The 18,280-nt window shown below is 46.2% G+C and carries 9 protein-coding genes; 3 read left to right on the top strand and 6 right to left on the bottom strand.

The genetic code is table 11. The annotated features are described in order from the left end of the window. Nucleotides 1-22: 22 nt before the first annotated feature. The 6 genes from RDP42_RS04890 to RDP42_RS04865 all read right to left on the bottom strand — a co-directional run bounded on the left by RDP42_RS04890 (nucleotide 23) and on the right by RDP42_RS04865 (nucleotide 12,330). The gene (locus RDP42_RS04890) at nucleotides 23-2,701 is read right to left on the bottom strand and encodes a valine--tRNA ligase (protein ID WP_308762774.1); all 2,679 of its coding nucleotides are present in this window, start codon (nucleotides 2,699-2,701) and stop codon (nucleotides 23-25) included. Nucleotides 2,702-2,990: 289 nt separating this feature from the next. Beyond that, a complete protein-coding gene (locus RDP42_RS04885) occupies nucleotides 2,991-5,294 on the bottom strand; it encodes a hypothetical protein (protein WP_308762773.1) in 2,304 nt (767 codons plus the stop codon). Nucleotides 5,295-5,313: 19 nt separating this feature from the next. Then, nucleotides 5,314-7,530, bottom strand: coding sequence for a hypothetical protein (locus RDP42_RS04880; protein WP_308762772.1), 2,217 nt, complete (start codon nucleotides 7,528-7,530; stop codon nucleotides 5,314-5,316). A gap of 31 nt (nucleotides 7,531-7,561) precedes the next feature. Beyond that, nucleotides 7,562-9,415, bottom strand: coding sequence for a hypothetical protein (locus RDP42_RS04875; RefSeq protein ID WP_308762771.1), 1,854 nt, complete (start codon nucleotides 9,413-9,415; stop codon nucleotides 7,562-7,564). 309 nt (nucleotides 9,416-9,724) lie between these two features. Then, on the bottom strand, nucleotides 9,725-11,425 hold the full coding sequence (locus RDP42_RS04870; protein WP_308762770.1) for an arylsulfatase: 1,701 nt from the start codon (nucleotides 11,423-11,425) through the stop codon (nucleotides 9,725-9,727). A 23-nt stretch (nucleotides 11,426-11,448) separates the two neighbouring features. Further along, entirely contained in the window at nucleotides 11,449-12,330 is an 882-nt protein-coding gene (locus RDP42_RS04865; protein ID WP_308762769.1) for a helix-turn-helix domain-containing protein, read from the bottom strand. 218 nt (nucleotides 12,331-12,548) lie between these two features. On the opposite strand from RDP42_RS04865, the gene RDP42_RS04860 reads away from it, so the two are divergent. From RDP42_RS04860 to RDP42_RS04850, 3 genes are read left to right on the top strand one after another with little or no spacing between them, the layout of a single operon-like run. Then, nucleotides 12,549-13,658 (top strand): efflux RND transporter periplasmic adaptor subunit, encoded by a 1,110-nt coding sequence (locus RDP42_RS04860; protein ID WP_308762768.1) that lies wholly within the window; start codon nucleotides 12,549-12,551, stop codon nucleotides 13,656-13,658. A gap of 9 nt (nucleotides 13,659-13,667) precedes the next feature. After that, on the top strand, nucleotides 13,668-16,859 hold the full coding sequence (locus RDP42_RS04855) for an efflux RND transporter permease subunit (protein WP_308762767.1): 3,192 nt from the start codon (nucleotides 13,668-13,670) through the stop codon (nucleotides 16,857-16,859). A 9-nt stretch (nucleotides 16,860-16,868) separates the two neighbouring features. Continuing rightward, complete coding sequence (locus tag RDP42_RS04850; RefSeq protein WP_308762766.1) at nucleotides 16,869-18,236, top strand: TolC family protein; 1,368 nt, start codon at nucleotides 16,869-16,871, stop codon at nucleotides 18,234-18,236. Nucleotides 18,237-18,280: the final 44 nt, after the last annotated feature.

The raw sequence follows: 18,280 nt of genomic DNA, 5'->3' as shown, positions 1-18,280 counted from the left end.
CGTTTTTTATAGAAACTGCACGTTAGCGTTTCAATGCAGCAATGCTTTCTTTCAAGGCTGCAATCTTGGTTTCGGCGTCAGCCTGTTTCTTACGTTCCATTTCGATGACGTTGGCCGGAGCCTTGCTGACAAACTTTTCGTTGCTCAGCTTTTTCAATACGCTCTGCAGGAATCCTTCCTGATATTTCAGGTCAGCTTCCAGCTTCTTCAGCTCTTCTTCCACGTTAATCAGGTTGCCCAGAGGTACGGCATATTCAGTTGTACCTACCATGAAGGCAGCTGCTCCGTCCGACTTGCTGGCTACCTGCTTGATTTCTGACAGGTTGCAGAGTTTGGCAATGACAGAAGTGAATTCGGCTACCGGATTTTCTCCGATGACTTCCAGTGTCAGGGCCTCTTTCTGTGCGATGTTCTTCTGCAAGCGGATGGTACGGATACCGCTGATGACCTCCTTCACGGCTTCAAAGCGAGTAATCAGGGCTTCATTGTACGGCATGTCTTTTACGAGGGTCTGCGTCATGATGCTTTCGCCCGGCTGACGGTCGTAAATGTGTTGCCACAATTCCTCTGTGATGAACGGCATGAACGGATGCAACAGTTTCAGCAAGGTTTCAAAGAAGGACAGAGTCTTTTCATAAGTTACCTTGTCGATAGGCTGTCCGTAAGCCGGTTTCACCATTTCCAAGTACCAGCTGGAGAATTCATCCCAGAACAATTTATAGACAGCCATCAGGGCCTCGCTCAGACGGTACTTGCCAAACAGGTCATTGACTTCTTCTGCGGTCTTCGCCAGCATGGAGTCGAACCATTCAGTCGCAAGTTTTGCATATTCCGGCTGTTCGATGTCGGCCACCTGCCAGCCTTTTACCAGGCGGAAGGCGTTCCATATCTTGTTGTTGAAGTTACGTCCTTGTTCGCACAGAGCTTCATCGAAGAGAATGTCGTTTCCGGCAGGAGCTGCCAGCATCATTCCCATACGTACGCCATCGGCTCCGTAACGGTCAATCAGATCCAGCGGGTCAGGAGAGTTACCGAGTGACTTGGACATCTTGCGACCCAGTTTGTCACGCACGATACCGGTGAAGTATACGTTGCGGAACGGCATATCGCCCATGTATTCGTAGCCGGCCATAATCATACGTGCTACCCAGAAGAAGATGATATCCGGTCCGGTTACCAGGTCGGAAGTCGGGTAGTAGTATTTGATTTCCTCGTTGCCCGGATTGTTGATACCGTCGAACAAGGAGATAGGCCACAACCAAGAAGAGAACCAAGTATCGAGGCAGTCATCTTCCTGACGCAGGTCTTCCAGTTTCAGGTTGGCATCGCCCGTCTTTTCCTTGGCCAGTTCCAGTGCCTTTTCCGGAGTTTCAGCTACCACGAAACCACCTTTCGGCAGGTAGTAAGCCGGGATACGGTGTCCCCACCACAGCTGACGGCTGATACACCAGTCCTTGATGTTTTCCAGCCAGTTGCGGTAAGTGTTCTTATATTTGGCAGGATAGAACTTCAGTTCGTCGTTCATTACCGGCGGCAAAGCCATGTCGGCAAAGTGCTGCATCTTCAGGAACCACTGCATGGACAGTTTCGGCTCGATGGCCACGTTGGTACGTTCAGAGAAACCTACCTTATTGGTATAAGCTTCTACCTTTTCCAACAGTCCGGCAGCCTCCAGGTCTTTTTCAATCTGTGCACGTACATCGAAGCGGTCCATGCCTACATACAGTCCGGCAGCCTCACTCAGTGTACCGTTGTCGTTGAAGATGTCGATGGAAGGCAGGTTGTATTTTTCTCCTAACATGTAGTCGTTTACATCGTGTGCCGGAGTCACTTTCAAACATCCTGTACCGAATTCAATGTCTACGTAGCTGTCTTGGATAACCGGGATGACACGTCCTACCAATGGCACAATGACCTTTTTGCCTTTCAGCCACTGGTTTTTCGGGTCTTCCGGGTTAATACACATAGCCGTATCACCCATGATGGTTTCCGGACGGGTCGTAGCGACTACAGCATAACGGCGTCCCTGTGCATCGCGGTGTACTACTTCACCTTCGGCTCCTGTTTCACCGCTCATGTCGTCATCGGCAATATAATAACGCAGGTAATACAGCTTGCTGTGTTCCTCTTTGTAGATAACTTCCTCGTCAGAAAGGGCGGTCAGTGCTTTCGGGTCCCAGTTTACCATACGTACGCCGCGGTAAATCAATCCTTTGTTATATAGGTCTACGAATACCTTGATGACACTCTTGCTGCGGGTTTCGTCCATGGTGAACGCCGTGCGGCCCCAGTCGCATGATGCTCCAAGCTTGCGGAGCTGTTTCAGGATGATGCCTCCGTGTTCTTCTGTCCATGCCCATGCATGTTTCAGGAACTCTTCGCGGGTAAGGTCTGTCTTTTTGATGCCCTGTTGTGCCAGACGGTTAACTACCTTAGCTTCCGTGGCGATGGAGGCGTGGTCCGTACCCGGTACCCAGCAGGCATTTTTGCCCATCATGCGGGCACGTCTTACAAGGATATCCTGGATGGTATTGTTCAGCATGTGTCCCATGTGGAGTACTCCTGTCACGTTGGGAGGAGGAATGACGATGGTGTAAGGTTCACGTCCGTCGGGTTTAGAACTGAAAAGTTTGTGGTCCAACCAGTATTGGTACCATTTTCCCTCCACGTCAGCGGGATTGTACTTACTTGCTAATTCCATGGTTATAATAGTCTTTTTATGTTTATCGTATAATCGGCTGCAAAAATAATAAAACTCCTTGGATTTTAGGGGCGATTCATCCGAAAAGTTCATTCCTCATTGTGCGGGAACAGGTGGAATGTGTAGTGTGGAAAGGTAAAATGGAGGCGTTGGGAAGGGGGTAAAAAAACGCAAGTGCGTTTGGAGTCAAACGTCAAAGAGTTTTTGTCCAAACGCACTTGCGTTTCAAGTAAAACGTCCTTACGTTTTCATCCGAACGCAAAGACGTTTTTGGGAACGTTATTCATAGTCACTCATAGATATATTCCACGTCCGATTTTTTGAACCGCAGAAGGCGGGAATCGTTGGAACCGGCTCCGTTCTTGCTCGGGTAAAGGCCACCCATCGTACCTACATAATACCAGCCTTGTCCGTTATCGGGAGAATACGTGGCCCACAGCATGGCATTGTAATGTCCGTGCTTGATGCCGCTGTCGTTCCATTGTGCTCCTGATCCATACCACACAAGCGGTTCATATTGCTGTTCTGCCTGATTGTACATCTGGATATAAATCAGGTCGGTCATTTCGACGGAGCCGACCGTTACATCGTTCCGTCGGCGTTGACGGCGCTGGATGGTGGTATTTCCGTTCCATGCAGTGGTATGGCTTCCGTCCCACATCAGCCAGATGGTACCACTGGTAGAGTTCAGTACACGTTCGAAGTTTTCCATCGAAGGCAGTTCGTACCCGTCGGGAGCCATAGCTGTAGGTTCCAGCTTGTTGATATGGACGCTTGACGTGCTGTATCCTTCCAGCTTGGCTACTCCGTTGTCATCTATCACCTGCATGCCCTGGGTGGTTTTTCCCTGATACTGCCATTTCCAGAGTTTGAAGAATTCTTCCGGAGTGCAGTCACGCAGATAATCGAAAACGGTCTTTCCTGCTTTTGCAGCCGGATCGTTCGATGAAAGTATCTGGTCGTTGAAGTCCTTTGAATTGCCCATGGCATTGTACTTGCACCACCATACTCCATTGAGGTACGTCACCGGGAGTCCCCAGTTGCGACGGCTCAGCGTATATTCTTCACGTTCCGTGCCGTCATTATTGCAGATTACCAGTGTGGCTTTCTGTACACGTCCGTTGGCTGTGGGGTCATTCGGTTTCCATCCTCCCAAAATGCGGAAGGAGCGGGAATTGTCTTCCCGTGTTGCCAGTTTGATCCAGTGGCCTTCTCCATTCTCATACTCTACGGTCAGTTTTTTAGACTCCGGCAAGGTCAGTACCCCCAGTTCATTGTCGATATAACGGTCAAAGTGGCACTCGTAGCTGTTGTGGTAATCGAGCAGTCCTTCTACTCGGGTCGGGTTTTCCGTCAGAACCACGGTCAGGAAGTCGTCCGGGTAAGTTTGTTGCAATCCCTTCCGGTGGAAGCGTAGTTTGATTTCTTCTCCGGGAACGCCTAAGCGCCATCTGTCTTTCTGTATGCGGAACAGGTTTTTGCCTCTGGTTTCCGCATTGTTGCCTCCCAGTGTCTGTACGGTCAGCGGCATCGGGTCTTGGATGAACTCCAGCTGGTCGTCACAGTCAATGGCCAGTGTCAGTTCGGTAGCTGTATAAGGCAATACAATCCGGTTTTTCGCGTCGTTTACTGTCACATTTTGTGGGAGGGTAGAAGCTTGAGTATCTACTTTCAAAGCCCCGGCTTCGGAAGAGAGGTTGTGTTCGCCTCCGTTTTCCCATTCAATGACTTGGAGTTTCACGCTACCGCTGACAGGGTCTTCGCTGAGGCTCAAGGAATAGACCGTGTTGCGCTTCAAGGTGGAAGGCAGACTGCTTTCTACGGTAGTTTCTTTTCCTTTCTTCACGACATTGACTTGGGCTTTCACATCGGTACCAGTCTGTTCGTACAGGTAGGCCACTCCTTGGGTGCTGGCACTCAGCGCCTCCGGAAAATCAACGCGCTTATCTGTCCGTTCCGTATTTTCCGGACTTGCTACCGGATCCTGCGGGAACAGGAATGTGCGTTGTGCGATTTGGGTGAATGTGATTCCTTTTACCTGGAGGGAACTGTTGGCCGGTAAAGACAAATCAAACCGGGCTGATCCTCTTTCCAGGTCCGTGTGCAACGTACTCTCATTGTTTTTGCCCAAATCCAGCATGCCGGAGAAAAATTCAGAAGCTTGTGTATCTTCCTTGGCATATCCTAAAGTGGTTTTCAGCCATTCTTCTTCTGTCAGACCTTGTTCCTTGAGGGCTTGCAGGTCAAGCTGGCTCGCTGTGTTACCCACGAAGTACAAGTGGCCGGCTTCTTTGTCGGTCTGAAGGGTATATTGGTCGTCCTTTTGAGAGAGTTGCGTATAGACATTAGTCAATATTCCTTCTTCAAACAGGCAGGCTTGCAGGTCTGTGACGCTGTTTTCTCCAGGGAGCGACGTATTTTCCCCTTCTATCTGGAAGGCCTTGATGCGGACACTGACTGTCCGTACAGGGGTACTTCCGTTGTCTTCATTCGGGGTATTTTCATCTTTAGGGATAAAATCGTTATGGCAGGCTGTTGTGAGCAAGATGGCCGAGAGTATCCCGAAATGCTGTATGTATTTTTTTATGTGCATATTTATCTGTAATTGTTTCTTATTCGTAAATGTATTCTACCGGAGTCTTTATGCATCGGATGGTACGGGTCTTTTGGGCATTGCTGCCTGCATACTTGAACCAGTTTCCTTTTCCGGTGCTTTTGGCATATCCTTCTATCATCCAGGTGTTTCCTGCATTGCCGTAGGTGGCAAACAAAATCATCATGCTGGAGAGGGTCGTTTCGTTGTATTGGTGTCCCAGTCCGCAAAGTGTCAGATGATTGCCTTCGTATTCAAAATCATAGAACGAAATCGGACCATAGTTCAGGCCTTTGAAAGTGGCATTGCGTTCTACTACGTTGAAGTTGAGGCGTTGTCCCAGTCCGTTGTTGAAGACTCCGGGGTCGAAGTAAGCTAAGTTGCAGTTGGAGCCCCATGTATAGAAGCGGTAGTCGTCGTAATCCGGAATCTGGTATCCGTCGGGAGCCATCTCGGTGGGAGCCATCGTGCCGAAGTTACCCGTCTGGCTTTGATACCCTTCATAATAGAACTGGCCGTCCTTGTGAGTCAATTTCAATCCATCTGGATTTCCTGCCTGATATTGGTCGCCTAACACTTGAAGGAAGTCTTCGTCCGAACAGCTTCGCAGATAGTCAGCCAGACTGCCGTTGGCCGCAGGGTCCGATTTTATTAAAATCTGGTCACTGAAATTTTTTACATTTCCTCTCAGGTTATACTTGCACCACCACACGCCGTTGACTTGTACCACGGGCAATCCCCAGTTGAGGCGTCGGATGGTATATACTTCCGAATGTCCACCGTTTGCATCCGCAATCACCAGTTCACCGGTTTGTGCCCGTCCGTCTGCTTTCGGGTCGTTGGGTTTCCATCCTCCTAACAGGCGGTAGGTACGGTCTCCTTCTTCTGTCAGCTTCATCCACTGAGCTTCTCCCTCGTTGAAGTTTAAAGAGATGGTTTTTCCCTCCGGAAGGGTAATGCGAGCCAGTTCTCCGTCGATGTAGGTGTGGAAATCACAAAGTCCGTTGTCGTCAAATTGCAGCGCGCCGGTCATTTGTATCGGATTAGGGATGAAGACCAGTACGACACGTCCTGTCTGCACTTCGTTTTTATGTACGTCCAAGTACATATATTCATAGTGGCTTCCCGGCATTTTCTGTTTGCTCGATACTTGGAACTGTGCCACCGGTGTGAGGGAGCGTGAAAGTGGAGTAGGTGTTATGGTGACTCCGTTGGCTTGTCCAAGGACCTTTACTTCCGCTCCGGCTTCTGCTGCCAGTGTCAGTTGAAAATCGCTTTTCCAGTAAGGAACGAATACCGTATCTCCTTGTGCATTCAAAGTCACTCCTTCAGAAAGTTGTGAGTTTTCTTTATCCACCAGCCCTTTGTGGGTGAGACCTGATTCGGAAGAAGAGCCAGTTTCCCAGTCATTCGTCAGGACTTCCACTTTCCAGTTGGAGCCGTTTCCATACACCTTGAGCGTGTAGACGTGGTTGCGTTTCAGTGCCGGAAGAGTAGTCTTCAGCCGGTGCCATCCACCGTGGGTCGTTATCATGATTTCTACCTCATGTCCGTTTGAATTTTGTTCAGGAAGATAGAAAAGCGAAGTCTTGTCATTCTTGAAGGGTTGTTCGCCGAAATCTTTGGTCAGGTCGGTCGTTTCAAACTTCTCAGAGGTTTGGAGTGCATCCTGCTCATAGAGATAACCCGTCAGTGCTACGTTCTTGAGTACGACACTATTTACTTCAGCATCCTCGAACGGTGAATCCAGATCGATGCGGGCCACCGCACGTTTCAGGGATACTGATACCGAAGTATCGTCTGTGCCCAATTCCGTCTTTCCTGTCATTAGCATAGATTCAGAAGCCATGTTTTCGGCGGTGGCTTGTTGCTTCAGAAACGCTTCTAAGGTAGTGACTCCTTCTTTCAGGTTTTCTGGAGTAATGGCTTTTTCTCCGTTAGCCAGGAAGTACAGGCTGCCCTTCATCGGAGCAATATCCAGGTGGCAGATTCCTTCTGCATCCATTTGCAGAGAAGAGAACGTTTCTTTCAGAATGCCGTCTTCGAAATGATAACCGTTGAGGGTATGGATTTGTGATTCTGCATCCGCATCTGTTCCGTTTATCACCCCTGCTTTGGAGAATTTTACAGCGAGCATTCCATGGGTATCCGGTGTTTGCCGGATATCTTCCTGCTGGCATCCGCTCAATAAAAGTAAGCTTGCACTGGTCAGTGCGAGTATATATTTCATCATCATTCGTTCAGGTATTTTTATGGTTTTCTTCTGTTTATTTGTATTGATAAGGATTCTGTGAGCTGTTCAGGTAATCACGTGAGTCTATCGGCATCTGCTGGATGTTGTCTACATAGAAGTTGTTCATCAACTGCTCTGCCCATGGACCGTACGTGAAGGAACTGCTATGTCCGTATCCCATGACGTGTCCCAGTTCATGGAACATGACGCTGCATGCATATCGGTTGAAGTAATGTTCGAACCATCCTCGCTGGTAGGCTCCAAAAGTACTTCCTCCACCCAATCCGATGATTCCGTGTCCGGGATAGACCAGGCCTACCTGAAGCGTTCTGCTGGCTCTCATTTTTCTCAAAACCTCTTCTACCTTTACCAGTTGTTTGTTGTCATCGTAAAGCTGGTGGGCATTGTCATGCAGAATCTGTTCGTGTTCCGGCATGTCGATCATGTAGGTAAAGTTCAGGAAGAGGGCTACCGATTCCCGGCAATGTACCGGGCGGATTCCCATCCAGTTGCCTACCGGACCTCCGTCTTCTTTCTCCGGGTCACCTCCGTAAAGTCCCCAGTAGATGGTCCAACCATGTTTGATTTCCTGCAGCTTGCTCCAGTAAGGGTCGTCCGATTCAATCTTGAGTACGGCTTTACTCAGTTCAGACGCTGTCTTCTTTTGTACCTCAATGTATCGTCCGGATTCTGTGCGGCACATGGCGGCACGTTGCAGCAACGGAATTTCTTCCCAAAAGTCGCCGAAAGCCGGAATAGAATCAAAATAAGCCAAGTCGAAGAATTCTTCACTTACTTGCGGCAGTTGCATTTTGATCAGTACATTGGTCAGCTTACGAGGAGAGTAGAAACGTGTATGCAGCTTTCCTTCTTCTGTGACGGAAACCTGTAATGGCTGGGCGGTATTGAAGCACCGTACAGTCTTGTCGGTATATACTTCTTTCCGTTCTGTATCCTGCAAAATCAGGCCATGCTCACCTTGATTATAGGCTGCTGGAGTGATGAACATGGTCACCGCTTTGTCATCCGGATGATTCACTTGGGTTTCAACCAGATGAATATGGTTGGGGGCCAGTTCCTTCTGCTCGAAACTGTACACCTGCTTTCTGTTTTCTTTCCGGTAGTTGCGAGTTGAGAGATGGATATCTCCGTGAAGGGTCGATCCGTTGCACAAGGGCATGAACAGATAAGATGTCTGCTGGTTTAGTGAAAGGGCGTTCATTGTGCCGTTGCTTTCTCCGCCCAGTTCTCCGTTGCCAGAAAGGGTAGTATAGAATCGCACGTCTCCCAATGCCAGACTTTTGTCTGTGACGGCATAGCTCACATAGGGATTCTGATACGCAAAGTCAAAATCCACCCGACTGACAACTCGTTTCTGGGTCACTTCCTGCGGGATGGAGGCTACTTCTTGCATGCCTTCCTCCGTTTGTTGTTCTACGATGGAGAAAGGAGTTTGTGAATAGAAATATTCAGCCTCCAGCGGTTTCTGCAAGTCTGCCGGAAATTCAAGCCACTCGTCTTGAATATGTTCCGGAGTATGGATAATGGCCCGGTCAGCCGCCGGATTGCCTTTGATGCCTAACACCACCAATCGATACTCTCCTTTGTGAAGTCCTTCGGTATAAATTTCCGAGGTGGCAGCTTCATAATAGCTTTTGATGTTTTTTACTTTGTCACCGTTTTCATTGACAATAAAGTAATACAATTGGTCATAAAGGGAAGTCTCCGTTTCCGAGGCGCGTGAAGAGACTCCTTCATAGCCTTGTTTTTGCAGTTTGAATACAATCCCAGATTTGTTTTCGGTGGAAGATGTGCCTAAGTGTTCCTCCTGGTTACAAGAAACCAATAGCAAAGTGCATAAGAATGCAATAAAAGTAAATTTTCTCATTTTGTTGTTGTTTTCTCAGTAATCATAATCTTTTAAACCTATTCCTATGATCTATAAAAAATAAAGAATTAAATGTTTTGTAGTCTAGTTTATTTATTTCATTAATAATTTTACCCGTTTATGTTTTTAAACGTAATATTCTATTTTTTGTTCGGTCAATTTTCTCTTTATAGTGTTATTTTTTTATTAGAAGACTATATGTTTCTGATTACGAAATAGATAACAGATAAAATAAAAAAGGATAGCAACTTTGGTTTTGCTGCTATCCTGAATGGCTTGATATGTCGAAATATAATTGAAGGATAAAAGTTATTGTTGATATTCGTAAAATACCTTTGCGCCTATCCTTTTAATAATCATGGATTTGTCGGATGGTATATATCCGACAGATTTTGCATATTCTTTCCAGACTGCGATGAGTTCTTTTAGCTTGGCTGGATAAATTTCAGACAAATCATTTTGTTCGGCTATATCTGTTTCCAGGTTATATAATTTCCATGTAGCCCCGTCTCCATGAGGAGGGGTGAGCTGTACAGCTTTCCATTTACCTTGTATCACAGCTTTGTCTTCTTTCATTTCAAAACAGAGTGCATCGTTGGAGTTGCGCAAGGGTGATGAATCTGTGTTTGTGAGTTTTTGGGCAAATGATTTTCCGTATAGAGGAGCCAATGTGGTATTGTGATAAGAGGATGGCCGTTGGGTATGAGTATATTCCAGAATTGTAGGAAACAAGTCAGTGACATGGAGCAGTGTGATATGGTCAATACTTCCTTTTTGGATTATATTCTTTCCAGAAATAATCAATGGTACACAGATTCCTCCTTCGTGGGTAGTCATTTTATAAAGAGAATAAGGCGTGTTGCATACTTCAGCCCAGGCTTCTCCCAACGAAATGAAAGAGCTGGGATTTCCATAATTTGTTAGTTGGTTGTCGTATCTTTTCTGGATAAGTTCCTTGGTGTTTCCAGGATAATTCTCAGGTTCTTTGGGGTTTGCTCCATTATCACTCATGAATATGATTAAAGTGTTGTCCTGTTTATTTTCGTTTTCCAGTTCTTCTAGCACGCGTCCGATACTATAGTCTATATATTCTATCATAGAAGCATAGATTTCCATTTTTCGGCTTTGTTCCTTTTTTTGTTCCTCACTTAGTTTGTTCCATTGTATAGAAGGATTGCTGAGGCCAGTATCAGGAGTTTGTGATGGAATGAGTCCCATCTGCTTTTGGCGATTCAGTCTGGTAGAACGAATACTGTCGTATCCGCAGTCGTATGTGCCTTTTTCCCGGTCTTTCCATTCCGGGATAATCTGTAAAGGATCGTGTGGAGCGGTGAAGGCTAGATAGCCGAAGAACGGTTTGTCTTGAGGGCATTTACGTAGATATTCAATCATTTTGTCAGCATAGTAACGAGTGGAGTAGAAATCATCAGGAAGTTTTTCCACTTTCTTGCCATTGTCCAGGTAGAAAGTGACTGGCTGTTCGCTGTCGGACAAGGCAAATGAATTACAGAAATGACCGGCACCTCCTCCAAGCATGGTAAAGCTCTGTTCAAATCCACGTTCGGAAGGGATGTTTCCTTTTTTGGTACCAAGATGCCATTTACCGGCCATACAAGTATAATAATTGTTTTCATGCAGCACTTCAGCCAGTGTCGTTACGCGCTGGTTGATACCTCCTTCGTAACCAGGTTGCATGTATTGGTTTTCAGCATGTAGGGGAGGCATAGTGCCCAGTCCGTTCTGATGATTGTCCACACCGGTCAGGAGCATGGCTCTTGTGGGAGCACTTAAAGAGGAGGTGTGAAACCGGGTAAAGCGGATACCTTGCTCTGCCAGTCGGTTGATATTTGGTGTTTGTATTTCACCACCGAAGGGTTGTGTGTCTGAAAATCCCATATCGTCTACTACAATGAGTAGTATGTTGGGAGGAACATTCTCGTTAGATGTGTTTTGCGAGTGGGCTGATAATGCAACCAAGCTACTCAGACTGTATAAAATGTAGCGTTTCATGAGTAAAAAAGTTTTAGTCTATATTATTTCTCATCTTGACTGCTGTTGCGATATTCTGTAGGGGTCATTCCTAAGTGTTTTTTTACGTACTGTGCAAAAAAAGACACATTGGGAAATTCAAAATCTACAGATATTTCCTTAATGCTTTTATGGGAATGTCTCAGTTCAGGAATAATATGTTCGATGGCATTTTCATGAATGAGTGTCAATGCATTTTTCCCGCTAACTTGCTTGACGATGCGCGACAGGTACTTGGGCGAGTAGCAAAATAAGTCAGCGTAATAAGTCAGTGTACGGTGTTTACCGTTGTCGGCTGTCAGAGCTTCCATGAATTGCTTGAAGATGAAGTCGGGTTGTTTAACAGGAATATGGTATCCTAGTTTTTCTTTTTCAATGGATTTGCGAGTGGTTTCGGCCACCATCTCGCCATAAAAAGCTGACGCAATGTGTAGCAGGATTTCTTTCTGGTGTTTATCGGGGGGAGTCTGTATCTTACCTTCTATCAGTTTCAGGTATTGATGAAATGTTTCGTTCCGATTTTCTCCAAAATGCTTGATGGGATTTTCTTGTATGTAACATATCGATTTCCAGCTGTATTTCTGAGTTTGGGTCAGCCTTTGGACAAAGCGGTTGGAGAAACAGAATACTTTTACTTTATGGTTGGGACTGGCCATTACCTGGCCTATAATTGTATTAGGCAGACTGATTAGCAGGTCGTTGGCTTGTAAGTGCAGGGTTGCATTGTTTAGCTCTAATTTTACCTCTCCTTCTTCACAATAGAGCATCAGAAAAACTTCCAGTTTTACATTCTTATTTTCTTGGAACACATCCTCCAAGCGTTCGGTCAGAAACATGTAATCGTCAATATAGCTTTGGGCATCGCAATGCACTTGAAGCATTTCCATGTGAATATGTTTAATAATCTCTTCCATAATTCTTTTTTGCAAAGATGAAGATTTTTGGTCAAGGTGCTATGTTTTATTTTCTCTCAAGTATGTCTTATTTTCCATATTTTATGAAATTGACAGAAGGGTGGAGAAAATTGAATATTTCTGTGCGAAAATTGGTTGTCTTCCTTTTTTGCATGCTTGCTACTTTTGCGCGAACAAAAAAAGAAACGAATATGACGAAAAAGATTGGAAAATTAAACGTATGGCTGATGTTGCTGGTTGGCTGTACGATGGGGATAACTTCCTGTAAGACGGAAACCAAAGAAAACACTCAGAAAGGCTATAAACTTGTAACGCTTACTGCAGACACGGATAAGGAAATCATGACCTCATATTCAGCATCCATTGAAGGTATGCAGGACATCGACATTTATCCGCAAGTGTCAGGATATATTGAAAAGTTGAATGTCTCGGAAGGAGATGTCGTACGCAAGGGAGAAGTCTTGTTTGTGATTGATCAGGTTCCTTATAAGGCGGCTTTGGAAACGGCTGTTGCCAATGTGGAAGTAGCGAAAGCCAGTCTGGCTACAGCCGAACTTACTTATAAGAGTACAAAGGAATTGTATGCTAGGAAGGTGGTCTCCAGCTTTAACTTACAGACTACAGAGAATGAATTTCTGACTGCCAAGGCACAACTGGCACAGGCTAAAGCACAGGAGGTGAATGCACGGAATAACCTTTCTTATACAGAGGTAAAGAGTCCAAGTGACGGAGTGGTCGGTATGTTGCCTTATCGTGTAGGGGCACTGGTCAGTTCGAATATAGCTCAGCCGTTGACTACGGTTTCTGATAATGCCAAGATGTATGTGTATTTTTCGATGACTGAAAATCAGTTTCTCTCACTCTCCCGTCAGTATGGAACTACGGAAAAAGCCATACAGAATATGCCTGAAATCCAGCTTCAACTGAACGACGGTTCTATGTACGAAGAAAAAGGGCGTATAGAATCCATCAGTGGAGTGATTGACAAGGAGACGGGTACGGTGGGTGTACGTGCGGTGTTTCCGAATGCCTCCCGTCTGTTACATAGTGGTGCATCGGGCAACGTGCTGATTCCAAGTGTTTATAAAAAATGTATAGTGATTCCGCAGGGAGCTACCGTACAGTTGCAGGATAAAATTTTGGCTTATAAGGTAGTAGACGGGAAAGCGGTATCTACTCTAATAAAAGTAGCTTCGGTCAATGATGGGAAAGAATACATCGTGCTGGATGGTCTGAAAGCCGGAGATGAGATTGTGGCCGACGGAGCCGGAATGATTCGTGAAGGAACACAAGTAAAATAACAGACGATTATGAAAGGAAATATATTCATTAAACGGCCGGTGATGGCCCTCTCCATATCGGTCTTGATTCTGATAGTGGGATTTATATCACTTTATACACTTCCCGTGGAACAATATCCTGACATTGCTCCGCCTACCGTACGTGTGGAAGCCACTTATACCGGTGCCAATGCCGATGCGGTGATGAACAGTGTCATTATGCCGTTGGAAGAAAGTATCAACGGAGTGGAGAACATGATTTATATTACTTCTACAGCGACCAATGCGGGTACGGCAGAAATATTGGTCTATTTCAAGCAGGGAACTGACCCGGATATGGCCGCTGTCAATGTGCAGAATCGTGTGTCTGAGGCTCAGGGACTTCTGCCTTCTGAAGTAACGGCTATCGGTGTCAGTACCATGAAGCGTCAGAACAGTTTTCTTCAGATTAACAGTTTGATTAGTCCGGATAAACGTTATGATGAAACCTTTTTGGCCAATTATCTTGACATCAATGTGATTCCGCAGATAAAGCGTATCCAGGGAGTCGGCGATGTGCAATTGATGGGAGATACTTATAGTATGCGTATCTGGATGAAGCCGGAAAAGATGGCACAATATGGTCTGGTGCCTTCTGATGTGACTTCTGTATTGGGGGAACAGAACATTGAGGCTCCTACGGGATCGTTGGGTGAAAGTTCGGACAATGTATTTCAGTATACAATGAAATATAAAGGGCGACTGAAAAGTGTGGAAGAGTTTGAAAATATAGTGATACGTTCTCAAAAAGATGGTTCCGTACTTCGTGTGAAGGATATAGCTGATGTAGAGCTGGGGCGTGAATCTTATAGTTTTCATGGGGAAGCAGATGGAGTTCCGGGTGTTACTTTTATGGCCTTTCAGGTGGCCGGGGCTAATGCAACCGCTGTGAATCAGGAAATTACTAGCTTGCTGGATGAAATCTCAAAAGATTTGCCTGAAGGCACGGAATTTATTCAGATGATGAGTGTGAATGATTTCCTCTTTGCTTCTATCGACAATGTGATTGAGACGTTGGTGATTGCCATTATTCTGGTGATTTTGGTTGTCTATTTCTTTTTGCATGATTTTAAAAGTACGTTGATTCCTTCCATTTCCATCATTGTGTCACTGATTGGTACGTTTGCCTTCTTGTCTGTAGCAGGATTTAGTATCAATATTTTGACTTTGTTTGCCCTTGTGCTGGCGATTGGTACGGTGGTAGATGATGCCATTATTGTGGTGGAGGCCGTGCAGGCCAAATTTGATGTGGGATACAGGTCGCCATATTTGGCTACCAAGGATGCCATGAACGATGTGACGATGGCGGTTGTTTCATGTACCCTTGTGTTCATGGCCGTATTTATTCCTGTCACCTTTATGGGGGGAACGTCAGGGGTGTTCTACACGCAGTTTGGTATTACGATGGCGGTGGCTGTAGGACTATCTTGTGTAAATGCCCTGACGCTTTGTCCGGCATTGTGTGCCATGATGATGCGTCCTTCGGATACAGAGAAGAGTATCAAGAGTTTTAGCGGACGTATCCGTGCGGCTTATAATGTTTCTTTCAATACTTTATTGGGTAAGTATAAGAAAGGGCTAATGTTTTTCTTCCATCACCGATGGATGGTCTGGGCTTCGTTGGGAGTCGCTTCTGTATTATTGGTGTATTTGATGTCTACTACTAAGACAGGTCTGGTACCTCAGGAAGATCAGGGTACCATGATGATTAACATTAGTACCTCGCCGGGTAATTCTTTGGCCGAGACGAACAAGGTCATGGATAAAGTGCAGGATATACTAAAGGCTACCCCTGAGATTGAACATTATTCCCGTATCACGGGTTACGGGTTGATTTCCGGACAGGGAACGTCATACGGTACGGTTATTATCCGTTTGTATCATTGGGACAAGCGAAAAGGAAAGGAACATACGGTGGATGCGGTTATGAAGCGGCTGAATGAACAGTTCAGTGCCATCAAGGAAGCGCAGATATTCTGTTTCCAGCCGGCAATGATTCCGGGTTACGGAACCGGTAATGCCGTAGAATTGTATATGGAGGACAAGACTGGAGGTGATATGAAGCCTTTCTATGAGTCTGTACAGCGGTTTATTATGGCTTTGAACCAACGTCCGGAAGTGGCTATGGCCTATAGTTCGTATGCCATGAATTTTCCTCAGGTAGCTGTTGATGTGGATGCGGCCAAGTGCAAGCGTGCCGGAATCAGCCCAAATGAGGTGCTGGATGTGGTGGGTTCCTACTGCGGTGGGTCGTATGTCTCCAATTATAATAAGTTTGGAAAGGTCTATCGTGTCATGATCCAGGCTTCACCTGATGCACGTTTGAACCAGCATGCATTGGACAACATGTTTGTACGTAATGGCACGGAGATGGCACCGGTCAGCCAGTTTGTGACACTTCGTTCGGAACAGGGGGCGGAAATAGCCAAGCGTTTTAATCTGTATAACACTATCAACGTCAATGTGAACGTGGCCGACGGATACTCAACGGGTGAAGTGCAGAAAGCTATCAAGGAAGTTGCCGGAGAGATTCTTCCTTCGGGTTATGGTTATGAGTATGGAGGTATGGCTCGTGAGGAAGCCAGTAGTGGAGGTGCACAGACTGTGTTTATCTATACCCTCTGTGTAATCCTGATTTACTTGATTCTGTCATGCCTTTACGAAAGTTTTCTGGTACCTCTGGCCGTCATACTTTCCGTACCTTTCGGCCTGATGGGAAGTTTCCTGTTTGCCCGTGTGGCAGGATTGGAAAACAACATCTATTTGCAGACGGGAGCCATTATGCTGATTGGTCTGCTGGCCAAGACGGCCATTCTGATTACGGAGTATGCCATTGAACGCCGACGGAAAGGGATGGGGATTATTTCTTCTGCCTACTCGGCTGCCCAGGCTCGTTTCCGTCCTATCATCATGACGGTGTTGTGTATGATTTTCGGTATGCTTCCGTTGATGTTTTCTTCTGGCGCTGGAGCCAATGGTAACAGTTCGCTGGCTACGGGTGTCGTAGGAGGTATGCTGGTGGGAACTTTGGCTTTACTCTTTGTGGTTCCTGTGTTCTTCGTGGTATTTGAATACTTGCAGGAAAAGTTACGAAATCCTATGAAGAAAGAGCCTGATCAGCAGATTCTTTATGAAAAGGAGCAGACCTTGATTGAAAAAAGTGTCTTTAATACAGAAAAGTAAATGAATAATATGAACATATCAAAGATAATCGTATGTGGTGCAACGCTCTTGTTGAGCAGTTGCGGAATATATACCAGCTATGAACCACAGACCTCGGTTCCCGAGAACTTGTACGGCGAAGAGGTCACAGTTTCCGATACGGCAAGTATCGGAAACATCCACTGGCGGGATTTCTTTACCGATCCTTATTTGCAGGATCTGATTGAAAAGGGACTGGCACAGAATACGGATGTGCAGACAGCCAGTCTGCGTGTGGAAGAAGCGAAGGCTTCTTTGCTTTCGGCCAAACTGGCCTTTCTTCCGTCGTTTGCCTTGTCTCCGCAAGGAGGGGTCAATACGGTGGAAGGCAGTAAGGCGTCGCATACCTATACGCTGCCGGTGACTGCCAGTTGGGAGCTGGATATTTTCGGCAAGTTACGGAATGCAAAGCGGCAGTCGAAGGCAGCATATTTGCAAAGTGAAGATTATAAGCAGGCGGTATACTCCAGTCTGATAGCTAATATCGCCAATACGTATTACACCTTGCTGATGTTGGATGAACAGTTGGAGATTTCCCGTCGGACGGCAGAGACATGGAAGGAAACAGTGGCTTCCACGCAAGCCTTGATGGATGCCGGACAGGCGGATGAGGCGGCTGTTTCGCAGATGCGGGCAACTTATTATGAAGTGAAAAATTCTGTGATTGACTTGGAAGAACAAGTGAATCAGGTGGAAAACAGTCTTTCTTTGTTGCTGGCGGAAACTCCTCACCAGATAGCCCGGGGAAAACTTTCTGCACAGAGTTTCACGAAGGATTTGTCGGTAGGTATACCACTTCAGCTTCTCTCGAATCGTCCGGATGTGCGTGTGGCGGAACGCGATGTGGAACAGGCATTTTATGTGACCAACCAGGCTAATGCTGCCTTTTATCCAGCGATTACGCTGAGTGGAAGTGCGGGTTGGACCAATTCCGTAGGAGGGCTGATTACGAATCCCGGTAAGTTTGTGACCTCCGCTTTGGCTTCATTGACCGAACCTCTGTTCAACAAGGGGACGCTTATTGCCCGTCGGCGCATCGCCAAGGCACAGCAGGAGGAGGTACTTCTGACCTTCAGGCAGAAGCTGCTGGATGCTGGAACGGAAGTAAACGATGCATTGGTATCTTATCAGACCAGTAAGAAGAAAAAAGATAATTATGAGCAGCAGATAACCGCACTGGAGAAGGCCTTTACCAGCACTTCACTCTTAATGGAGTACGGGAATACGACTTATCTGGAGGTGTTGACGGCTCATCAGACGCTACTCAGTGCACAGTTGTCACAAACGGCTAACTGTTTCAAGGAGATACAGAGTCTTATCAACTTGTATCAGGCACTGGGGGGCGGACAACATATTTAGTTCTCTTTTTTAGTTTCTATTGTGTTGCAGGCGAGTGCCTCTTG

Source organism: uncultured Bacteroides sp., assembly GCF_902472605.1.
Taxonomy (GTDB): domain Bacteria; phylum Bacteroidota; class Bacteroidia; order Bacteroidales; family Bacteroidaceae; genus Phocaeicola.
Note: the sequence above shows the minus strand (reverse complement) of the source record. Positions and strands in the feature narration are given on the sequence as shown.